The 16,900-nt window shown below is 71.6% G+C and carries 12 protein-coding genes; 5 read left to right on the forward strand and 7 right to left on the reverse strand.

The window, feature by feature from the left end; genetic code table 11:
• Nucleotides 1-150 precede the first annotated feature (150 nt).
• From AC0IY1_RS23650 to AC0IY1_RS23670, 5 genes are all read left to right on the forward strand, one after another.
• The gene (locus AC0IY1_RS23650; RefSeq protein ID WP_471772908.1) at nucleotides 151-879 is read left to right on the forward strand and encodes an aspartate/glutamate racemase family protein; all 729 of its coding nucleotides are present in this window, start codon (nucleotides 151-153) and stop codon (nucleotides 877-879) included.
• 111 nt (nucleotides 880-990) lie between these two features.
• The gene (locus AC0IY1_RS23655; RefSeq protein ID WP_471772893.1) at nucleotides 991-1,662 is read left to right on the forward strand and encodes a hypothetical protein; all 672 of its coding nucleotides are present in this window, start codon (nucleotides 991-993) and stop codon (nucleotides 1,660-1,662) included.
• Nucleotides 1,649-2,017, forward strand: a complete 369-nt coding sequence (locus tag AC0IY1_RS23660) for a transcriptional regulator (protein ID WP_103712195.1) — start codon at nucleotides 1,649-1,651, stop codon at nucleotides 2,015-2,017. The genes AC0IY1_RS23655 and AC0IY1_RS23660 overlap by 14 nt, the downstream gene beginning before the upstream one ends.
• A gap of 65 nt (nucleotides 2,018-2,082) precedes the next feature.
• Nucleotides 2,083-2,826 carry a di-trans,poly-cis-decaprenylcistransferase gene (locus tag AC0IY1_RS23665; RefSeq protein WP_471772895.1) on the forward strand — a complete coding sequence of 248 codons (744 nt, stop codon included), beginning with the start codon at nucleotides 2,083-2,085 and terminating at the stop codon, nucleotides 2,824-2,826.
• A gap of 485 nt (nucleotides 2,827-3,311) precedes the next feature.
• A complete protein-coding gene (locus AC0IY1_RS23670; protein WP_471772897.1) occupies nucleotides 3,312-4,178 on the forward strand; it encodes an outer membrane protein in 867 nt (288 codons plus the stop codon).
• 234 nt (nucleotides 4,179-4,412) lie between these two features.
• Here AC0IY1_RS23670 and parE read toward each other — a convergent pair whose 3' ends face one another.
• The 7 genes from parE to AC0IY1_RS23705 all read right to left on the reverse strand — a co-directional run bounded on the left by parE (nucleotide 4,413) and on the right by AC0IY1_RS23705 (nucleotide 16,654).
• Nucleotides 4,413-6,473: a DNA topoisomerase IV subunit B gene (gene parE, locus AC0IY1_RS23675; protein ID WP_471772899.1), complete on the reverse strand. Its 2,061-nt coding sequence runs from the start codon at nucleotides 6,471-6,473 to the stop codon at nucleotides 4,413-4,415.
• A gap of 265 nt (nucleotides 6,474-6,738) precedes the next feature.
• A complete protein-coding gene (locus AC0IY1_RS23680) occupies nucleotides 6,739-8,724 on the reverse strand; it encodes a PhoX family protein (RefSeq protein ID WP_471772902.1) in 1,986 nt (661 codons plus the stop codon).
• Between the two features lie 118 nt (nucleotides 8,725-8,842).
• Nucleotides 8,843-10,522 carry a methyl-accepting chemotaxis protein gene (locus tag AC0IY1_RS23685; protein WP_471772904.1) on the reverse strand — a complete coding sequence of 560 codons (1,680 nt, stop codon included), beginning with the start codon at nucleotides 10,520-10,522 and terminating at the stop codon, nucleotides 8,843-8,845.
• A gap of 343 nt (nucleotides 10,523-10,865) precedes the next feature.
• Nucleotides 10,866-13,679 (reverse strand): type I DNA topoisomerase, encoded by a 2,814-nt coding sequence (gene topA, locus AC0IY1_RS23690; protein WP_471772906.1) that lies wholly within the window; start codon nucleotides 13,677-13,679, stop codon nucleotides 10,866-10,868.
• 159 nt (nucleotides 13,680-13,838) lie between these two features.
• Nucleotides 13,839-15,743 carry an AI-2E family transporter gene (locus tag AC0IY1_RS23695; protein ID WP_055955566.1) on the reverse strand — a complete coding sequence of 635 codons (1,905 nt, stop codon included), beginning with the start codon at nucleotides 15,741-15,743 and terminating at the stop codon, nucleotides 13,839-13,841.
• Nucleotides 15,744-15,826: 83 nt separating this feature from the next.
• Nucleotides 15,827-16,210 (reverse strand): response regulator, encoded by a 384-nt coding sequence (locus AC0IY1_RS23700; RefSeq protein WP_055955569.1) that lies wholly within the window; start codon nucleotides 16,208-16,210, stop codon nucleotides 15,827-15,829.
• A gap of 210 nt (nucleotides 16,211-16,420) precedes the next feature.
• A complete protein-coding gene (locus AC0IY1_RS23705) occupies nucleotides 16,421-16,654 on the reverse strand; it encodes a hypothetical protein (RefSeq protein ID WP_055955571.1) in 234 nt (77 codons plus the stop codon).
• Between the last annotated feature and the right edge of the window lie 246 nt (nucleotides 16,655-16,900).

The following is a 16,900-nucleotide window of genomic DNA, read 5'->3' on the forward strand; positions in this document are numbered from 1 at the left end:
CGTTGCGGGGACACTTAGGCCCTTGCACGGCCTTGTCAATCGAGGGGAACCCCAGCAGGACGGCTTATCCGCAAGCCCGTGATCCGCCGCCCGCCCTGGCAGGCCCCTTTCTCGGGCCGTCACCCCCTCCCTGGACGAGGCCCGACCGCCCTGCGCATCCTGCTCATCAACCCGAACACCACCGCATCGGTCACCGACCTCGTGGCCGGCCATGTCCGGGCGATCGCCGGGCCGGGCGTCACCCTGGTGCCCGCCACGGGACGATTCGGAGCCCGCTACATTTCCAGTCGCGCAGCGGCGGCGATCGCCGGGCACGCCGCCCTCGACGCCTTCGCCGAGCACGGGGCCGGCTGCGATGCGGTCTACCTCGCCTGTTTCGGCGATCCCGGCCTCGCCGCCCTGCGCGAGGTCTCCCCGGTGCCCGTGGTGGGGATGGCGGACGCCGCCTGCCGGGCCGCCCATGCGGGCGGCCGACGCTTCGCCATCGTCACGGGCGGCGTCCTCTGGGGACCGATGCTGGCGGAGTTCGTCGCCGGCCTCGGCCTCGGCGACCACCTCACCGGCGTGCGCACCGTCGCGCCCACGGGGGGCGAGATCGCCGCGGACCCGGAGGCGGCCCTCGGCCTCCTGGCGGCGGCCTGCAGCGCCTGCGTTCGGGAGGACGCCGCCGAGGCGGTGATCCTCGGCGGCGCGGCCCTGGCCGGCCTCGCGGCACGGATCCAGCCCGCCGTCCCGGCGCCGGTCCTCTGCTCGGTGGAGGCCGGGACCCGCGCCGTCCTCGCCGCCGGCGCCGGGGGAGGGGGCCGGACCTGCGAGGCGCCGCCGCTGGCGAGCCACGGCCTGTCGCCGGCCCTCGCCGCCCTGCTGGCGGGGGACTGACGCCCTCGGCTTCGTTCCGCGCAGCGCCCCAATCACTTTGCAGCGCAAAAAAATCGCTTGCATGGACTTTGCCGGCCCATATACTTTGTGGCGCAGAGTAGGACGCAGGACATGACGGATCTGGACAAGGCCCTGGCCGACATCGTCGCGATCCGCGCCCAGCTGGTGCGCGGCAGCGCCTTCCGGGGCTATGGCGCGGCCGCCTTCGCGGCCACCGCCGGCCTAGCGCTGATCACCGCCACGGCGCAGACCCTCTTCCTCGAGGATCCGACGGCGCAGCCCCTGCTCTTCTTCGGCGGCTGGATCGCCACCGCCTTCGGCGCCCTCGGCCTCGTCGGTTGGGAGATGCGGGCCCGGGCCCGCCGCCACAGCGGCGGCTTCGCCGATGCGATGATCGGGGACGCGGTGGAGCAGTTCCTGCCGGCCGGCGCCGCCGGTGCGCTTCTCGCCCTGGTGCTGGCGCGGGTCTCGCCCGAGACACTGTGGCTGCTGCCCGGCCTGTGGCCGGTGCTGGTCAGCCTCGGGATCTTCGCCGGGGCCCGGGTCATGCCGCGCGGGGTCGCCGTGGTGGGCGCCTGGTACCTCGTGGCGGGCCTCGCGGTCCTGGTGCTGACGGCCGAGAGCCATGCCCTCCTGCCCTGGGCGATGGGGCTGCCCTTCGGGATCGGGCAGGGGCTGATGGCGCTCGTCATCCGCCAAGCGTCCATTCCCCACCAACCCTCCATCACGCACCAAGCCCCGATCCGTCACCCGGCCTCGGAGGCGACCGATGGCGACGCGTGAGGCCGCCCCCTTCGCCTATGACGGGCTCGACCGGGTCATCCACGAGAAGGCCCGCCTCGGTCTCCTCACCTCCCTGATCGCGCATCCGAAGGGGCTCGCCTTCTCCGACCTGAAGCAGCTCTGCGGCCTCACCGACGGCAATCTCAGCCGGCACCTCCAGGTGCTGCAGGAGGCGGGGCTCGTCGAGATCCGCAAGGGCTATGACGGCAACCGGCCCCAGACCACCTGCGGCCTGACCGCCGCCGGGCGCGGCCGCTTCCTCGACTACCTCGCCGTGCTGGAGCGCGTGGTCCGGGACGCCGCCGAGGCGACCGAGCGCGCGCCCCAACCCGGAGGCCGGCCGCAGCCGGCCTGACCGAGCCGCCCCCCCCTCGCGCCCCACGTCCGAGATCCGTTCTCCATTTACCCGGAAACTTTACAATGCAAAGCGCTCTGCAGAACCAACTTCACGTCGGCATCATCATGGACGGCAACGGCCGCTGGGCGACCGAGCGCGGTTATCCGCGCTTGGCGGGCCACAGGGCCGGCGTCGCGGCGACCCGGCGGGTCGTGGCGGCGGCGCCCGGTGCCGGCATCGGCACGCTGACGCTCTACGCCTTCTCCAGCGACAACTGGCGTCGACCGCCGGAGGAGGTGGCCGGCATGATGGGCCTGCTGGGACGCTACCTCCGGACCGAAGCGGAGCGCCTCGCGCGCGCGGGGATCCGCCTCAGCGTGATCGGCCGGCGCGACCGCCTGCCGGACGGTCTCACCGAAGCCATCGGGCGGGCGGAGCGCCTGACCGCGACGGGCACCGCCCTGCACCTGCGCGTGGCGATCGACTATTCCGGCCGCGCGGCGATCCTGGCGGCCGCCGCGACCTGGGCGGCTGCCGCAGCCTTGGCGGCCGACGCGGCGCTGGCGGACTCCGGACCGCCCTCGGCCGCCGCCTTCGGACGTGCGGTCAGCGGCGAGGCGGTGCCGGATGTCGACCTCGTGATCCGCACCAGCGGCGAGCAGCGCTTGTCGGACTTCCTGCTGTGGGAGAGCGCCTACGCGGAATTGTACTTCACGTCGACGCACTGGCCGGACTTCGATGCGGACGACCTCGCCGCCGCGCTGGCGGCCTTCGCCGGGCGACACCGCCGCTTCGGCGGCCTCGCCGCGCCCGCCCGCGCCGCCTGACGCCCGCGCCATCCCGTTCGCCGCGCAGGAGGATTCATGGGTCGCGCCGAAGGCGGCGGCGGCGACCGGGCCTCGGGATCCTCGGGCGGCGGGGTGGGGGCAAGGCTTGCCCGCGCGCCACCGTGCAGGTCGCGCCCGCGCAGCCCGCCTGGGCAGCCCGGTAAGGCACCCCCTCGACCGACAGGCAAGAAAACACCGGCGCGAACCAACGCTCGGCAAGATTTTGCCGATCTTCAACATCTCAAGAAAGTGTTGAGCGGGGTCTTGATTTCAACAAGGCCCGCGCAAACCGCGGATCACTTGTTTCTCGTGGATGTGCGTGATGGCACCCGCACACAAAGGTCAGGATGACCGATCGCTAACCTTTACCCTTCTTTGACATCTGGGGGCCTAAGAGGTGGCCTTGTTGCAGGAAAGCGACAGACCTCGCGTCGGCCAGGGACTACAAGCGCGCCGGCTCTCGCCAACCAGGACCAGGTAAACCAATGAAAAGACTGATTCTCGCCTCCACCGTGCTCGCCGGCCTGACTGCCGTCGCTTCGGCCGCTGACCTTCCGCGCCGCGCGGCTCCCCCGGTGTTCGTGCCGGTGCCGGTGTTCACCTGGACCGGCTTCTACGCTGGTTTCAACGCCGGTTACGGCTTCGACGCTTCCAGCAACAGCCAGCCGACCGTCATCGGCGTCAACGGCGCCAGCACTCTGGTCCTGCCGGGCACCACGGCCGCCATCGCCTTCAGCAACGGCCAGAGCAACGACGGCTTCGTCGGCGGTGGCCAGGTCGGCTACAACTACCAGTTCACCCCGGGCTCGGGCGTGGTCGTCGGTATCGAAGCCGACGCCCAGTACGTCGACTTCGGCCGTGAGCGGAACCGCTTCTCGGCCACCGGCCCCCTGGCCGCCCAGCAGGTCTTCAACCCGGCCGGCGTCTCGGGCCTCGACTACTTCGGCACCGTCCGCGGTCGCCTCGGCTACGCCTTCGACCGCACCCTCGTGTACGGCACCGGCGGCTTCGCCTACGGTTCGGGCGGCGGTCGCGACTTCGGTCTGACCAACTCCAGCCGCGACGACTTCCAGACCGGCTGGGCTGCCGGCGGCGGCGTCGAGTACGCGCTCCCCACCGACTCGTTCCTGAACTTCTTCAAGTCCTCGGCCGTCACGCTGAAGATCGAAGGCCTGTACGTGAACCTCGACCAGGGCAACCGCAACAACGGCGCCTTCGCGGTCAACAACGTCGGCAACGTCGTCACCACCACCAGCCCGGGCGTCGTCCTGGTCAGCGGCGGCCGCCAGGTGCGCGACACCGAGTTCGCCGTCGTCCGCGCCGGCCTGAACTACAAGTTCGGCTCCTACTAGGATCCGAACCAACGGCCTCCCGCGCGATCGATCCGGTCGCGCGGGCCCCGGCCAACAGGAAAGCCCGGCCTCACGGCCGGGCTTTCTTGCGTTTGGGCTCCTGATCCGCGGCGCCGCGTCTTCGGGCACCTGCCGAGCTCGAAGACTTGCGGAGTTCGAAGACTTGCCGATGGTGGAGAGCTGCCGATCCTCGCCCGCGCCCCCGGGTTTCCGGAGGCGCAGGCGCTTGCCGTCTCAGATGTCGAGTTCGGCCCCGTCCGCGAAGGCCGCCCGCTCGGAGATGAAGGTGAAACGCGCCTCGGGCTTGTTGCCCATCAGGCGCTCGACCGCGTCCCCGGTGGAGTCCCGGGCCTCGTCCAGCACTTCCACCCGCAGGAGCGTGCGCTTCTTCGGGTCCATGGTGGTCTCCTTGAGCTGCGCCGGCATCATCTCGCCGAGGCCCTTGAAGCGGCCGATCTCGACCTTGCCGTTCTTGAACACGGTCTTGATCAGCTGGGCCTTGTGGTCATCGTCCCGGGCATAGGCCGTCTTGGCCCCCTGGCTGATCCGGTAGAGCGGTGGGATCGCCAGGTAGAGGTGCCCCCGGTCGATGAGCTTGGGCATCTGCCGGTAGAAGAACGTGATCAGCAGCGAGGCGATATGGGCACCGTCGACGTCGGCGTCCGTCATGATGATCACCTTCTCGTAGCGAAGGTCCTCCGAGCGGTAGCCCGTGCCGGTGCCGCAGCCCAGCGCCTGGGTCAGGTCCGAGATCAGCTGGTTGGCGCCGAGCTTGTCCCGGCTCGCCGAGGCGACGTTGAGGATCTTGCCGCGCAGGGGCAGGATCGCCTGGGTGGCGCGGTCGCGCGCCTGCTTGGCCGAGCCGCCGGCCGAGTCGCCCTCGACGATGAAGATCTCCGAACCGGCCATGCCCGCCTTGGAGCAGTCGGCGAGTTTGCCCGGCAGCCGCAGCTTGCGGGTGGCGGACTTGCGCGCGACCTCCTTCTCCTGGCGCCGGCGCAGGCGCTCCTCGGCCCGGTCGATCACCCAGTCGAGGAGCTTGTTGGCCTGGGCCGGGGAGGCGGCGAGCCAATGGTCGAAGGCGTCGCGGATCGCGGTCTCGACGATGCGCGAGGCCTCGACGGTGGCGAGCTTGTCCTTGGTCTGGCCCTGGAACTCGGGCTCGCGGATGAAGACCGAGAGCATCGAGGCGCAGGTCGCCATGACGTCGTCGGTGGTCACCGCTGTCATGCGCTTGGCCTGGCCGACGCGCTCGGCATGCTCGCGCAGGGCCCGCAGCAGGGCGACGCGCAGGCCGCTCTCGTGGGTGCCGCCCTCCGCCGTCGGGATGGTGTTGCAGTAGGAGGCCGAGACGCCGTCGTCGGTCACCATCCAGGCGACGGCCCATTCGAGGGAGCCGTGCCCGCCCGGCTTGGTGATCTTGCCGGAAAAGATCGCGTCGGTGACGAGTTCCTTGCCCTCGAGATCGCGGGCGAGATAGTCGCGCAGGCCCCCGGGGAAGCGGTGCACGGTCTCGGCCGGTACGTCGTCCAGGCCCACGAGGAGGGCTGGGGCGCAGCGCCAGCGGATCTCGACCCCACCGAACAGGTAGGCCTTGGAGCGCGCCATCTTGAACAGGCGGCGGGGATCGAAGGCGTGGTCGCCGAAGATCTGCGCGTCCGGGTGGAAGCGCACCCGCGTGCCGCGCCGGTTCTGCACCCGCCCCACCGTCTCCAGCGGCCCGAGCACGTGGCCGCGCGAGAAGCACTGGCGGTAGAGGGTCTGGCCGCGGGCGACCTCAACTTCCAAGTCATCCGAGAGCGCGTTCACCACCGAGATGCCGACACCGTGCAGGCCGCCCGAGGTCTGGTAGACTTTGGAATCGAACTTGCCGCCGGCATGCAGCACGGTCAGCACGACTTCGAGAGCCGACTTCTCGGGGAATTTCGGGTGCGGGTCGACCGGGATGCCGCGGCCGTTGTCTGTGACGACGAGGTGGCCGCTCGCCTCGAGCTCCACCTCGATGAAGCTGGCATGACCCGCCACGGCCTCGTCCATGGAATTGTCGATCACCTCGGCGAAGAGGTGGTGCAGGGCGCGCGCATCGGTGCCACCGATATACATGCCGGGCCGGTGGCGCACCGCCTCCAGCCCCTCCAGCACCCCGATGGCAGAGGCGTCGTAGTCGGCTTCCGCCGAGGCGGGCGGCGGCGGCGGCGCAAGCGGCGCCACGGCGGCGTCGAGCTTGCGACGCTCGGCGGCCTTCGGCAGGGGCGCCTTGCCGCCGGCGAAGAGATCGCGTGCGGGGTCGCTCACCGGAGCGCCTCGCGCGGGTGATGGTGAGGCCGCGGGCTTCGCGGGCCGGATCGCAGAGGGAGACCGTGCAGCATTCGCCTTCATCCTCTCACCATACCGGAACAAACCGGAAACAGAAAGGGGTTCCCGCTCCGAGAGGCGGGAGCCGGAAGCCCCCGCCGCACAGGGCGTACCGCCCCATGACATGGTATGGGGGTGGTTAAGAAGGCCTGACGGTGGCGTGATCCGTGGATCGTTGCCCCGGGTACCGCGCCCGTGGGCCGCCTCAGGTCCCGACGCGGCCGCCCCCGCGGCGGGTGATCGTCAGCACGGCGGGGCGCGGCGGCATCGCCGGGTCGAAATCGGGCCAGCGCGTGGCGGGCGCCTCGAAGGTGGCGGGCACCGCCTTCGGGTCCTCCTCGTCGGCCTCGCCGGGATGCTGGACGGCCACGAAGAAGGTGGTGTCGTCGGGGACGAAATAGGGGCCGCACATCTCGGCGCCGTGGGGCACCCGGAAGAAGTGCTTGGCCGTGCCCCGGCCCGCGCCCTCGGTCTCCACCGCCCAGATCCCGTCGTTGCGCCCGGTGCGCGAGGGCGCGTTGCCGTCCGTGGCGACCCAGAGCCGGCCGAGACCGTCGACGGCGCAATTGTCCGGCATGCCGAACCAGCCGTTCGCGGTGGTGGCCGACGAGAAGGTGGCGCCCACCGCCGCGATGGCCGGATCGCCGCAGCGGACCAGGATCTCCCAGGCGAAGCCCGGGGCCGCGTGGTCGCCGTCGTCGGGGGTGAGCTCGACGATGTGGCCGAAGCGGTTGTCGGCCCGGGGGTTGGCGGCGTCGACCTGATCCGCCTTGCGCTTCCCGTTGTTGGTCAGCATCACATAGACCTTGCCGGTTTTCGGGTTGGCCTCGACATCCTCGGGCCGGTCCATCTTGGTGGCTCCGAGCCGGTCGGCGGCGAGCCGGGCGCCGATCACCACGTCGGCCTGGGACGCGAAGCCGTTCTCGGGCGTCAGCGGGCCCTGCCCGAAGACCAGCGGCATCCAGGTGCCGCGCCCGTCGGCGTCGAAGCGGGCCACGTGCAGGGTGCCGGAATCGAGCAGGTCGCGGTCGCCGCTGTCGGCCCGGCCGGCGGTGACGAACTTGTAGACGTAGTCGAAGCGCTCGTCGTCGCCCTGGTAGATCACGTATTGGCCCTGCTTGGCGACGATGCCGGCCGCGCCCTCGTGCTTGAAGCGCCCCAGGGCCGTGCGCTTCTTCGGGACGCTCGTCAGGTCGAAGGGGTCGATCTCCACCACCCAGCCGAAGCGGTTCGGCTCGTTGGGCGCGCGGCCGACATCGAAGCGCTCGTGGAAGCGGCCCCAGGCATAGGCGCCGGCCGGCAGGTTGAAGCGCTTGTGGTTGGCGGCCTCCGGCGACTCCGCCGGCAGGGCGCCGGAGAAGTAGTAGTTGATGTTCTCCTCGCAGGTCAGCCACGTCCCCCAGGGGGTCGTGCCGCCGGCGCAGTTGTTGATCATCCCGAGGGCCGAGCGGCCGCTGGGATCGGCGGCGGTCCGCACCCGGTCGGTGCCGGCGGCCGGGCCGGTCAGGACCATCGGCGTCGCGGCGGTGATGCGGCGGGCGTAGCGCGAGTCGGGCACCACCGCCCAGCGGCCGTCCTGGCGCCGGATCTCGATGACCGAGCCGCCATGGGCCGCCATCTCGATGTCGACGAGCTCCCGGGTCATGCCCTGGAAGTCGACCGCCTTGCCGTCCTGGCGGCCGAGGCCGGGGAACATGAGCTCCTCGTTGGTGTATTCGTGGTTGACCACGAGGAGGCCGTGCGCCGCCGGGTCGGCCGCCCCCGGCATGGGGAAGTAGCCGACGAAATCGTTGTTGTAGCCGAACTGCTGGGCCTGGGCGGCCGCCGTCTGGTTGCGCGGGTCGAAGGCGGGCGCGCCGGGCAGCACCGGGTCGCCCCAGCGGATCAGGATCTCGGCGTCGTGCCCGGCGGCGACGTGGTGGTGCGCATCCGATCCGGCCGCGATCTCGGCGAAGGGGAAGCGGGTGTCGGCGCTGGGAGCGGCCTCGGCCGCCTGCGTCCCGCCGGCGGCCAGGGCGCGGGGCGTCACCACGGCCGCGATGGCGCCGACGCCGAGGAGACCGCGCAGGAGGTCGCGCCGGTCGAAGCGCGCCGCCACGACGTCGCCGAAGGTCGGGTTCCGGCTGCCGTTCGAGCCGTGATCCTCGGCGGCCTCGGCGGCCTGCGAGCGGGTTCGCATCGGTTCGGTCATGCGGCGGCTCCGGCAAGGCGGGTGGCGGGAAGGCGGGACAGCGGGAAGGCGGACAGCGGGCGGCAAACCCTCCCGCTAGCCGCCCCGCATGGCACCGGTGTGACAGCGTCCCGGAGCGTCAGAAGCGGTAGGCCGTCCGGCAGGCGCCCCAGTGCCGGCCCTGCACGCGGATCGGCGCATCGACCTCGCGCACCATGACGATACGGTCGCCGATCTCGCGACGATAGACCTGGACGGTGGCCGGGCGGGTGGAGCGCGCGGCGGTGATGCCGGTGCGATCGTCGAAGATGCGCCGATTGCGGCTGTGGGCGTTGTTCCAGATGGGGTCGCCCGGCCGCTGCGGCTGCGACACCGCGCGATTGTGCACCGGCACGTAGCCGTTCCGGTCGGCCACGATGCAGAACATCATCGCCGGGTCCTCGGCCAGGGGCGCCTCCAGCACGCCGCCCAGCAGCCGCTCCAGGGTCTCGACCGACCGGGTCATGAACTGGCGCGGGTGGGTGTCGAGGATCGCCACGTAGTCGGTGTCGAACAGGAGGCCGGCGGAGAGACGCCCGGCCACGATCTCGGCGTCCAGCAGGCCGCTGATGGTGCCGGCGACGGCCTGGGCCCGGGCGACCAGGGGGGCGTACTCCGCCTGGATCGCCGCGAGCCTGGCCGCGAGCTTCGCCGCGGTCTCGGCGCCGAGATCCTCGAAGGCACAGTGCAGGCCCATCGGGCTGACGGCCGCCACCCGGGCCCGGACGGGCCCGATCGCGGCGACCTCGAGCTCGAGGAGGCTCCCGGCGGCGATCGCCGGCCCGGCCTCGGGCCGGGCCAGCAGGAGGCCGCCCTCGCTGAGGTCGATGGTGCGGGTCCGGGTCCCGTCCCGGAGCGCGACCGACAGGTCGGCCGGGTAGCGGTCCGCCCGCCGCCGGTCGCCGATCTCGTTCTGGCGGATCACCGCGACGAAGCGGCGCCCGAGGCCGGCGGCCTCCTCGGCGGCCTGGCCGGCGGCGCTCTCCATGGCCTCGGCCCGTCGGTCGAGGGCGACAGTGGCGGCGCTGGTCTCGCCCGCGCCGACGCTCACGTCGGCGATCAGGCCCGCCGTCCGCGTGGCCTCCGAGACCACGTCGGTGACGATGCCGACCTGCTGGTCGACGATGCCCCGCACGGTGCCGAAGGCCGGCCGGACCGCCTCGATCGCCTCCGCCGCCGCACCGATGGCGGCGCTGGAGGCGGTCGCCCCCTCGCGCAGCCGCGCGATCCGGCTGCGGACGTCGTCGGCCGCCCGGGCGGTCTCCACCGCGAGGGCCTTCACCTCCGCCGCCACCACGACGAAGCCGCGGCCCGCCTCGCCGGCCCGGGCCGCCTCGATGGTGGCGTTCAGCGCCAGCAGGTTGGTCTGGCGCGCCACCGCCGAGATGGTGTCGACGATGCTGGCGATCTCGTTGCCGGCCGTCGCCAGGGCGCCGATGAGTGCCCGGGCCTCGTCCCCGCGGGTGCCCGCCTGATCGAGATGCCCGGAGGCCTGCGCCATGGCGTCGGTGATGCGCGTCGAGACCGTGGACAGGCCCTGGGTCCGCCCGGTGAAGCCGGCACTGGCCGCGCTCGCCGCCTCGGCGGCCTCGGCGAGGTGGCGCATGCGGTCGCGGATGCCGGCGAGCCCGGCCTGCATGTCCACCACCTCGGTCCGGGTCGCCGCGATGGCGGCGCCGACATTGCCGATCGCCGTCAGGACGTCGCTCTCGATGGCGTCCAGCACCTCGCCGTGAACGGCCCGCGGCGGCGGATCGGCCCCCACTCGGGGCTGCGCCACCGGCACGGCCTGTGCAGTTGTCGTCTCGGGCCCGTCAGCCTGTTGTCTGGATAAGAATCGCATGTCTGCAATGTTTGGGGCAAGTCCATAAACAAGTGCTAACATTGCGCAGTCCAACCGACCACAAAGGGCCGGATCGCGACGTGGGACCGGTCACGGGTTCGGCCGTCGCCGGGCTCGGAGGCCGAAGCCCGCGGCGTCATGTGCCGGGCTCTCGCCCAAGGGTCGCCGCAGCCTTGCCGAGATCCTCTCCGACCCGGCCGTCGAGGGGCGCGCCGTCCCGCCACCGGCGCGGTTGCCCGACAACCGCGACGATCGGGGGAGGGCGAGCCTTCGCGGGCGCTCAGGCCTTCTTGCGCGCGGCCGGGGCGGGCTTCCCCGCCGCAGACTTCTCCGATGCAGACTTCTCCGATGCCGACTTGGATGCCGGTTTGCCGGCGCTCTTCGCCGGTGCCTTGGCGGGTTCGGTGACCGCGTCGCCGTCCGCCGCCGTCGTCCCGGCAGCCTTCTTGGAAGGCGCTTTCTTGCCAGGCGCTTTCTTGGCAGCCGCCTTCTTGGTCGCCGGGGCCTTGGCGCCCGCCGCCTTGCGAGCCGGGGCCTTCTTCTTGCCCCCGCCCGCGGCTTCCCGGGCGGCGATCAGTTCCAGCGCCTGGGGCAGGTCGACGGCCTCGGCCGCCATGGTCTTGGGCAGCGTCGCGTTGGTGGTGCCGTCGGTGACGTAGGGGCCGTACTTGCCCGACTTCACCACGATGGGCTTGCCCGTTTCCGGGTGCTCGCCGAGGGGCCGGCCCGGATCCGCCGCCGGCCCGCGCCGGCCGCCGCCCTGTTCCTTGGCGACGATGAGGTCGATGGCCCGGTTGGCGCCGATCTCCAGCACGTCGTCGTCGCGCCCGAGATTCGCGTACATCTTGCCGTGCTGCACGTAGGGCCCGAAGCGGCCGAGATTGGCCAGGATCGGCTCCCCGGTCTCGGGATGCTTCGCCACCTCGCGCGGCAGGGAGAGCAGCTTCAGGGCCATCTCCAGGTCGACCGAGGACGGGCTGGTGCCCTTCGGGATCGACGAGCGCTTGGGCTTGGGCGCCTCCTTCTCGGTGGAGGCCTCGCCGAGCTGCACGAAGGGGCCGAAGCGGCCGTCGCGCACCGTTACGGGCAGCCCGGAGACGGGGTCGTTGCCGAGCACCCGCGTGCCGGGCTGGCCGCCGTTCTCGGACGAGCCCTCGCCGTCGCCCTCGACGCCCGAGGCGGCGAGCTGGCGGGTGTACTTGCACTCCGGGTAGTTCGAGCAGCCCACGAAGGCGCCGAACTTGCCGAGCTTCAGGGAGAGTTGGCCGGAGCCGCAGGTCGGGCAGGTGCGCGGGTTCGAGCCGTCGGCCTTCTCGGGGAAGATGTGGGCGCCGAGGAGATCGTTGAGGGCGTCGAGCACCTCCGTGACGCGCAGTTCCTTGGTGCCGGCGATCGCCGCGGAGAACTCGCGCCAGAAGTCGCGCAGCACCTCGCGCCAGTCGATCTCGGCGTTCGAGACCCGGTCGAGCTGCGTCTCGAGGTCGGCGGTGAAGTCGTACTCGACGTAGCGCTTGAAGAAGCTCTCGAGGAATCCGGTGACGAGGCGGCCCTTGTCCTCGGCCACGAGGCGCTTCTTGTCGATCCGCACGTATTCGCGGTCGCGCAGGGTCTGCAGCACGGCGGCGTAGGTGGAGGGCCGGCCGATGCCGAGCTCCTCCATGCGCTTGACGAGGCTGGCCTCGGAGTAGCGCGGCGGCGGCTCGGTGAAGTGCTGGGTCGAGGCGATGCGCTCGCGCTTGAGCGGATCGCCCGCCTTCATCGGCGGCAGACGCCGGCCGTCCTCGTCCTCCTCGTCGTCCTTGCCCTCCTGGTAGAGGGTGAGGAAGCCGTCGAACTTCACCACCTGGCCGGTGGCGCGCAGCTCCAGCGTGCGCGGCCCGACCTGGGCGACCACGTCCACGGTCGTGCGCTCCAGCTCGGCCGATTCCATCTGGCTCGCCACCGTGCGGGTCCAGATCAGCTCGTAGAGCTTGGCCTGCTCGGCATCGACGGTGCGGGCCACCGTCTTGGGCAGGCGGCTCATGTCGGTGGGGCGCACCGCCTCGTGCGCCTCCTGGGCGTTCTTGGCCTTGACGCTGTACTTGCGCGGCGCCCCCGGCAGGTAGCGCTCGCCGTATTCCTTGCCGATGACCTGCCGGACGTCGGCGATCGCCTCCGGCGCCATGTCGACGCCGTCGGTCCGCATGTAGGTGATCAGGCCCACCGTCTCGCCGTCGATCTCGACGCCCTCGTAGAGCTTCTGGGCGGCGCGCATGGTCTGGGCCGGCGCCATCCCGAGCTTGCGGGAGGCTTCCTGCTGCAGGGTCGAGGTGGTGAAGGGCGGGGCAGGGTGGCGCTTGGCGGGCTTGGCCTCGACGCTGCCCACCGAGAAGGTGCCGAGCTCGAGGTCGCGCTTGAACGCCGCCGCCTCTTCGCCGGTGCCGACGTCGAGGCGCTGGATGCGCTTGCCGTCCGCGCCGGTGAGGCGGGCCTCGAAGCTGGCGCCGGTCTCCGTCACCAGGGTCGCCACCAGGGACCAGTATTCCCGCGGCTTGAAGACCTCGATCTCACGCTCGCGCTCGCAGACGAGGCGTAGCGCCACCGACTGCACGCGCCCGGCCGAACGGGCGCCGGGCAGCTTGCGCCACAGCACCGGCGAGAGGTTGAAGCCGACGAGGTAGTCGAGCGCCCGGCGGGCCAGGTAGGCGTCGACCAGCGCCTGGTCGATCTGCCGGGGCTGGCGCATGGCGGTCTCCACCGCCGCCTTGGTGATGGCGTTGAAGGTCACGCGCTCCACCGGCATGCCCTTGAGGGCGCGGCGGGCGGTGAGGGCCTCGACCACGTGCCAGGAGATCGCCTCGCCCTCGCGATCCGGGTCGGTGGCGAGAATCAGGCCGTCGGCGCCCTTGAGCGCCTTGACGATGTCGGAGACGCGCTTCGATCCGCGATCGTCGAGCTCCCACAGCATGTGGAAGTCCGCCTCCGGATCGACGGAACCGTCCTTGGCCGGAAGGTCTCGGATATGGCCGAACGAGGCGAGAACCTCGTAGTCGCGGCCGAGATACTTGTTGATCGTCTTGGCCTTGGCCGGCGACTCGACGACGACGACTTTCATGTGCTGGTACTAGCCTCTCGTCAGGGCCTGACCCGCAGCAACGACCGTTCCCAGATTGTGCGGGGGGCGTCGCCACCCGTCCGGAGAGGGGGTCGGCGCGGGGGAGAAGTGGGTCAAGCCCAGGGGGATGTCAAATGACCGGGCCGGCCCGGCCGGGCCTCACCCCCGTTTGGCGAAGGTCAGGGCTGCGTCGAGCGCTCCGTTCAGGGTGGTCACCAGCACGTCGGCGGAGAGGGTGCGGCGCAGCCGGTCGAGGGAGGCCGGATCGCGCTCGCGCCAGAAGCCGACGAGGACCCGCACGCCCGGAATCGCCCGCCGCGCCTGGCGGACGTTCAGCCGGATCTGCGACAGGCTGACGGGCTCCAGGTAGGAGAAGCAGACCAGGGCGATCCCCGACAGGTCGTCCGGCGTCTCGCCCCGGCGCAGCTCCGCCATCGACATCACCTGCGCGCCGAGGCCGTGCCGTCCCAGGATCTGCCCCAGCATCGCCGTCGCCGCCTCGTCGAAGGGACCGCGGCTCGAGACGCAGAGCACCGGCCGGGCCGCGCGCCAGCGCGCCGGGAGGTCGTCCGGGCGCAGCACCACGGCGGCGACCTGCCGGTCCGGCCCGATGGCGGCGATCGCCGCCGAGGTCTCGGAATTGCCGGCCGAGCCGGAGGACCCGATCTTTCGGCCCACCGGCATGGTGCCGAGGCGGGCGACGACGGTGCGCAGGGCGGTGCCGACCTGGTCCTGACGGATCCGGTCGAGGGTCCCGCGAGACAGGTCCTCCTGGGCCATCAGCAGGCCGGCCAGCACGACCTCGTCGTAGTAGGTGACGAGGGCACGGGCCTTGAGGAACATCCGGCCCTGGTCGATCGCCTCCTCGGGGTCCCCCGCCAGCATGCGCTGGTAGAAGATCTCCGGCGGCGACAGGGCCGGGCGGTCGCCCAGGATGACGTCGAGGTACCAGAGCCGCTCGATGTGGCGCCCCAGCACCACGAGGCAGACGGTGATGGGGGTGGCCAGCACGAGGCCGATCGGCCCCCACAGGAAGGCCCAGAGGGTGGCGGCCAGGATCACCGCGATGGGCGAGAGTCCGGTGGAATGGCCGTAGAGCAGGGGCTCGACCACGTGGCCGGCGATGGGCTCCACCACCAGGAACAGGGCCGCGGTGGCGATGACCATGCTCCAGCCCGGATCGACGGCGGCGGCCACGATCAGGGGCAGGAGGGCGCTGATCGCCGCGCCGATGTAAGGCACGAAGCGCATGATCGCGGCCAGCACCCCGAACAGGATCGGGTTGGGCACGCCGATGACCCAGAGGCCGAGGCCGATCACGAGGCCGAAGGCGATGTTGAGGACGAGCTGGGCGAGGAAGAACCGGCTGAGGCGGGCCACCGCGTCGTCGATGGCCGCCGTGGTCCGGCGCAGATCCCCCGAGCCCGCCAGGCGGATCGCGCGGTTCCGCAGATCCTCCCGCTGCAGCAGGATGAAGATCGTGAAGATCAGGATCAGGCCCGTGGTGGCGAGCGGATGCAGGATCGGGCCGGCGACGGCGCCGAGGGTTCCGATCAGCCCGGCCTTGGCCGAGGCGATCTGGACGTGGAGGGGATGGGCGACGCTGCCGGCGCTGCCCTCGGGCGGGGTGGCGTTCGGGTCCGGCTGCAGCTCGGCGCCGAGATCCTGCACCATGTCGACCATGCGGGAGAGGGTGCCGCTGCCGGCGGTCGCCTCCTTCAACGAGGCGATCTTCTCGCGCATCGTCACCTGATAGCGCGGCAGGTCGGAGGCGAGCTGCGCCGCCTCGTTGGCGATGAGGACCGACACCCCGAGGAGCGCCCCGAAGGCCGTGAGCACCACCGCCAGGACGGCCAGCGCCCGGGGCACCCGGATGCGACGCAGGAGGCGTACCCCCGGCACCAGGACGAAGCTCAGCAGGATCGCCAGGGTCACCGGCACGAAGATGTCGCGCCCGAGATACAGGGCCGCCGCGATGGTGATCACGAGGAGGCAGGAGGCCAGGGTCGTGAAGACCGGCATCGCCTGCCGCAGGAGGCGGGCGGTGATGGGATCGTCGCTCATGGATGGGATGGGTCTCGTTGGGGTGAGCGACGCGGTCGCCGATGCGCGGGCATCGGGTGCGCGGGGCGGCCGGGCGGGCCGCCTCAGGCGATGGCGGGCGCCTGCGGACCGACGGCGGCGTTGATCTGGGTCAGCAGCTTGGAGAAGTCCACCGGCTTCGGGTGATAGTCGTTGCAGCCGGCCTGGATCGCCTTGTCGCGATCGCCCGACATGGCGTGCGCGGTCAGGGCGATGATCGGGATCCCCTTGGTGTCGCTGCCGGATTTCAGCACGCGGGCCGCCGACCAGCCGTCCAGGATGGGCAGGTTCATGTCGAGGAGGATGACATCCGGCTGCCCGGTGCGGGCCTGCTGCACGCCGGATTCGCCGTCATGGGCGAGGATCACGTCGTAGCCGCGCCGCTTCAGCCGGCGGGACAGGAAGTCCCAGATCTCCTCGTGATCTTCCACCAGAAGAATTTTCGCCATCACCCCAATACCCTTCGATCGTCCCCGGCCCCGATGCCGCCGGATCTGTCGCGCCCCGGGCGGTCCGCACAGGACCCGGCCCCCGACACACGAGCCCCCCGAGCAAGACACGTGCACGGGCCGAGCGGTGAACGCACGATCGGCCGGAACGGTCCATGGCATCCCACGCGATCGAGCGACACAGGCTCCGTGCTGTGACGGCCCTGCCCCTCAGGGAATGCGCGCGGCCGGCGCCGGGGCCGGCGGATCGAGGCTCGTCCGGGGCCGGTCGTCGCTGAAGCGCCCCTGGCTGCCCGGCAGGAGGCCGTTGTTCTGCATCCAGATCATCAGCATCACGGCCGCCAGCAGCGTCGCGAAGGAGGTGAGGCGACCGATGTCGCGCCGCCGGACGATCATCAGGACGAAGGTCGCCAGGAGCAGGAGGGACAGGACGAGGAGCAGCATGGGGCCTTCCCGGCGAGGCTGTCCGGCCGAAGTTCACTCCGGTGCGGGCCGCGGGGCCAACGGGATCGATGCCGCGGCCGTTCCACGGACCGGTCTTCGGGGAACCCGGTGCCCCGGCAACCGGGCCTCCAGGGAACCAAGCCTGCAGGGAACAAGGCACGGCGCGGACCTCTTCTCGTCCGGATGGCCCGTTCGCGGCCACGGCTTCCCACAATCCTACAATCCCACAATCCCCCCCATCCCGCC

This window comes from Methylobacterium sp. AC690 (assembly GCF_979256535.1).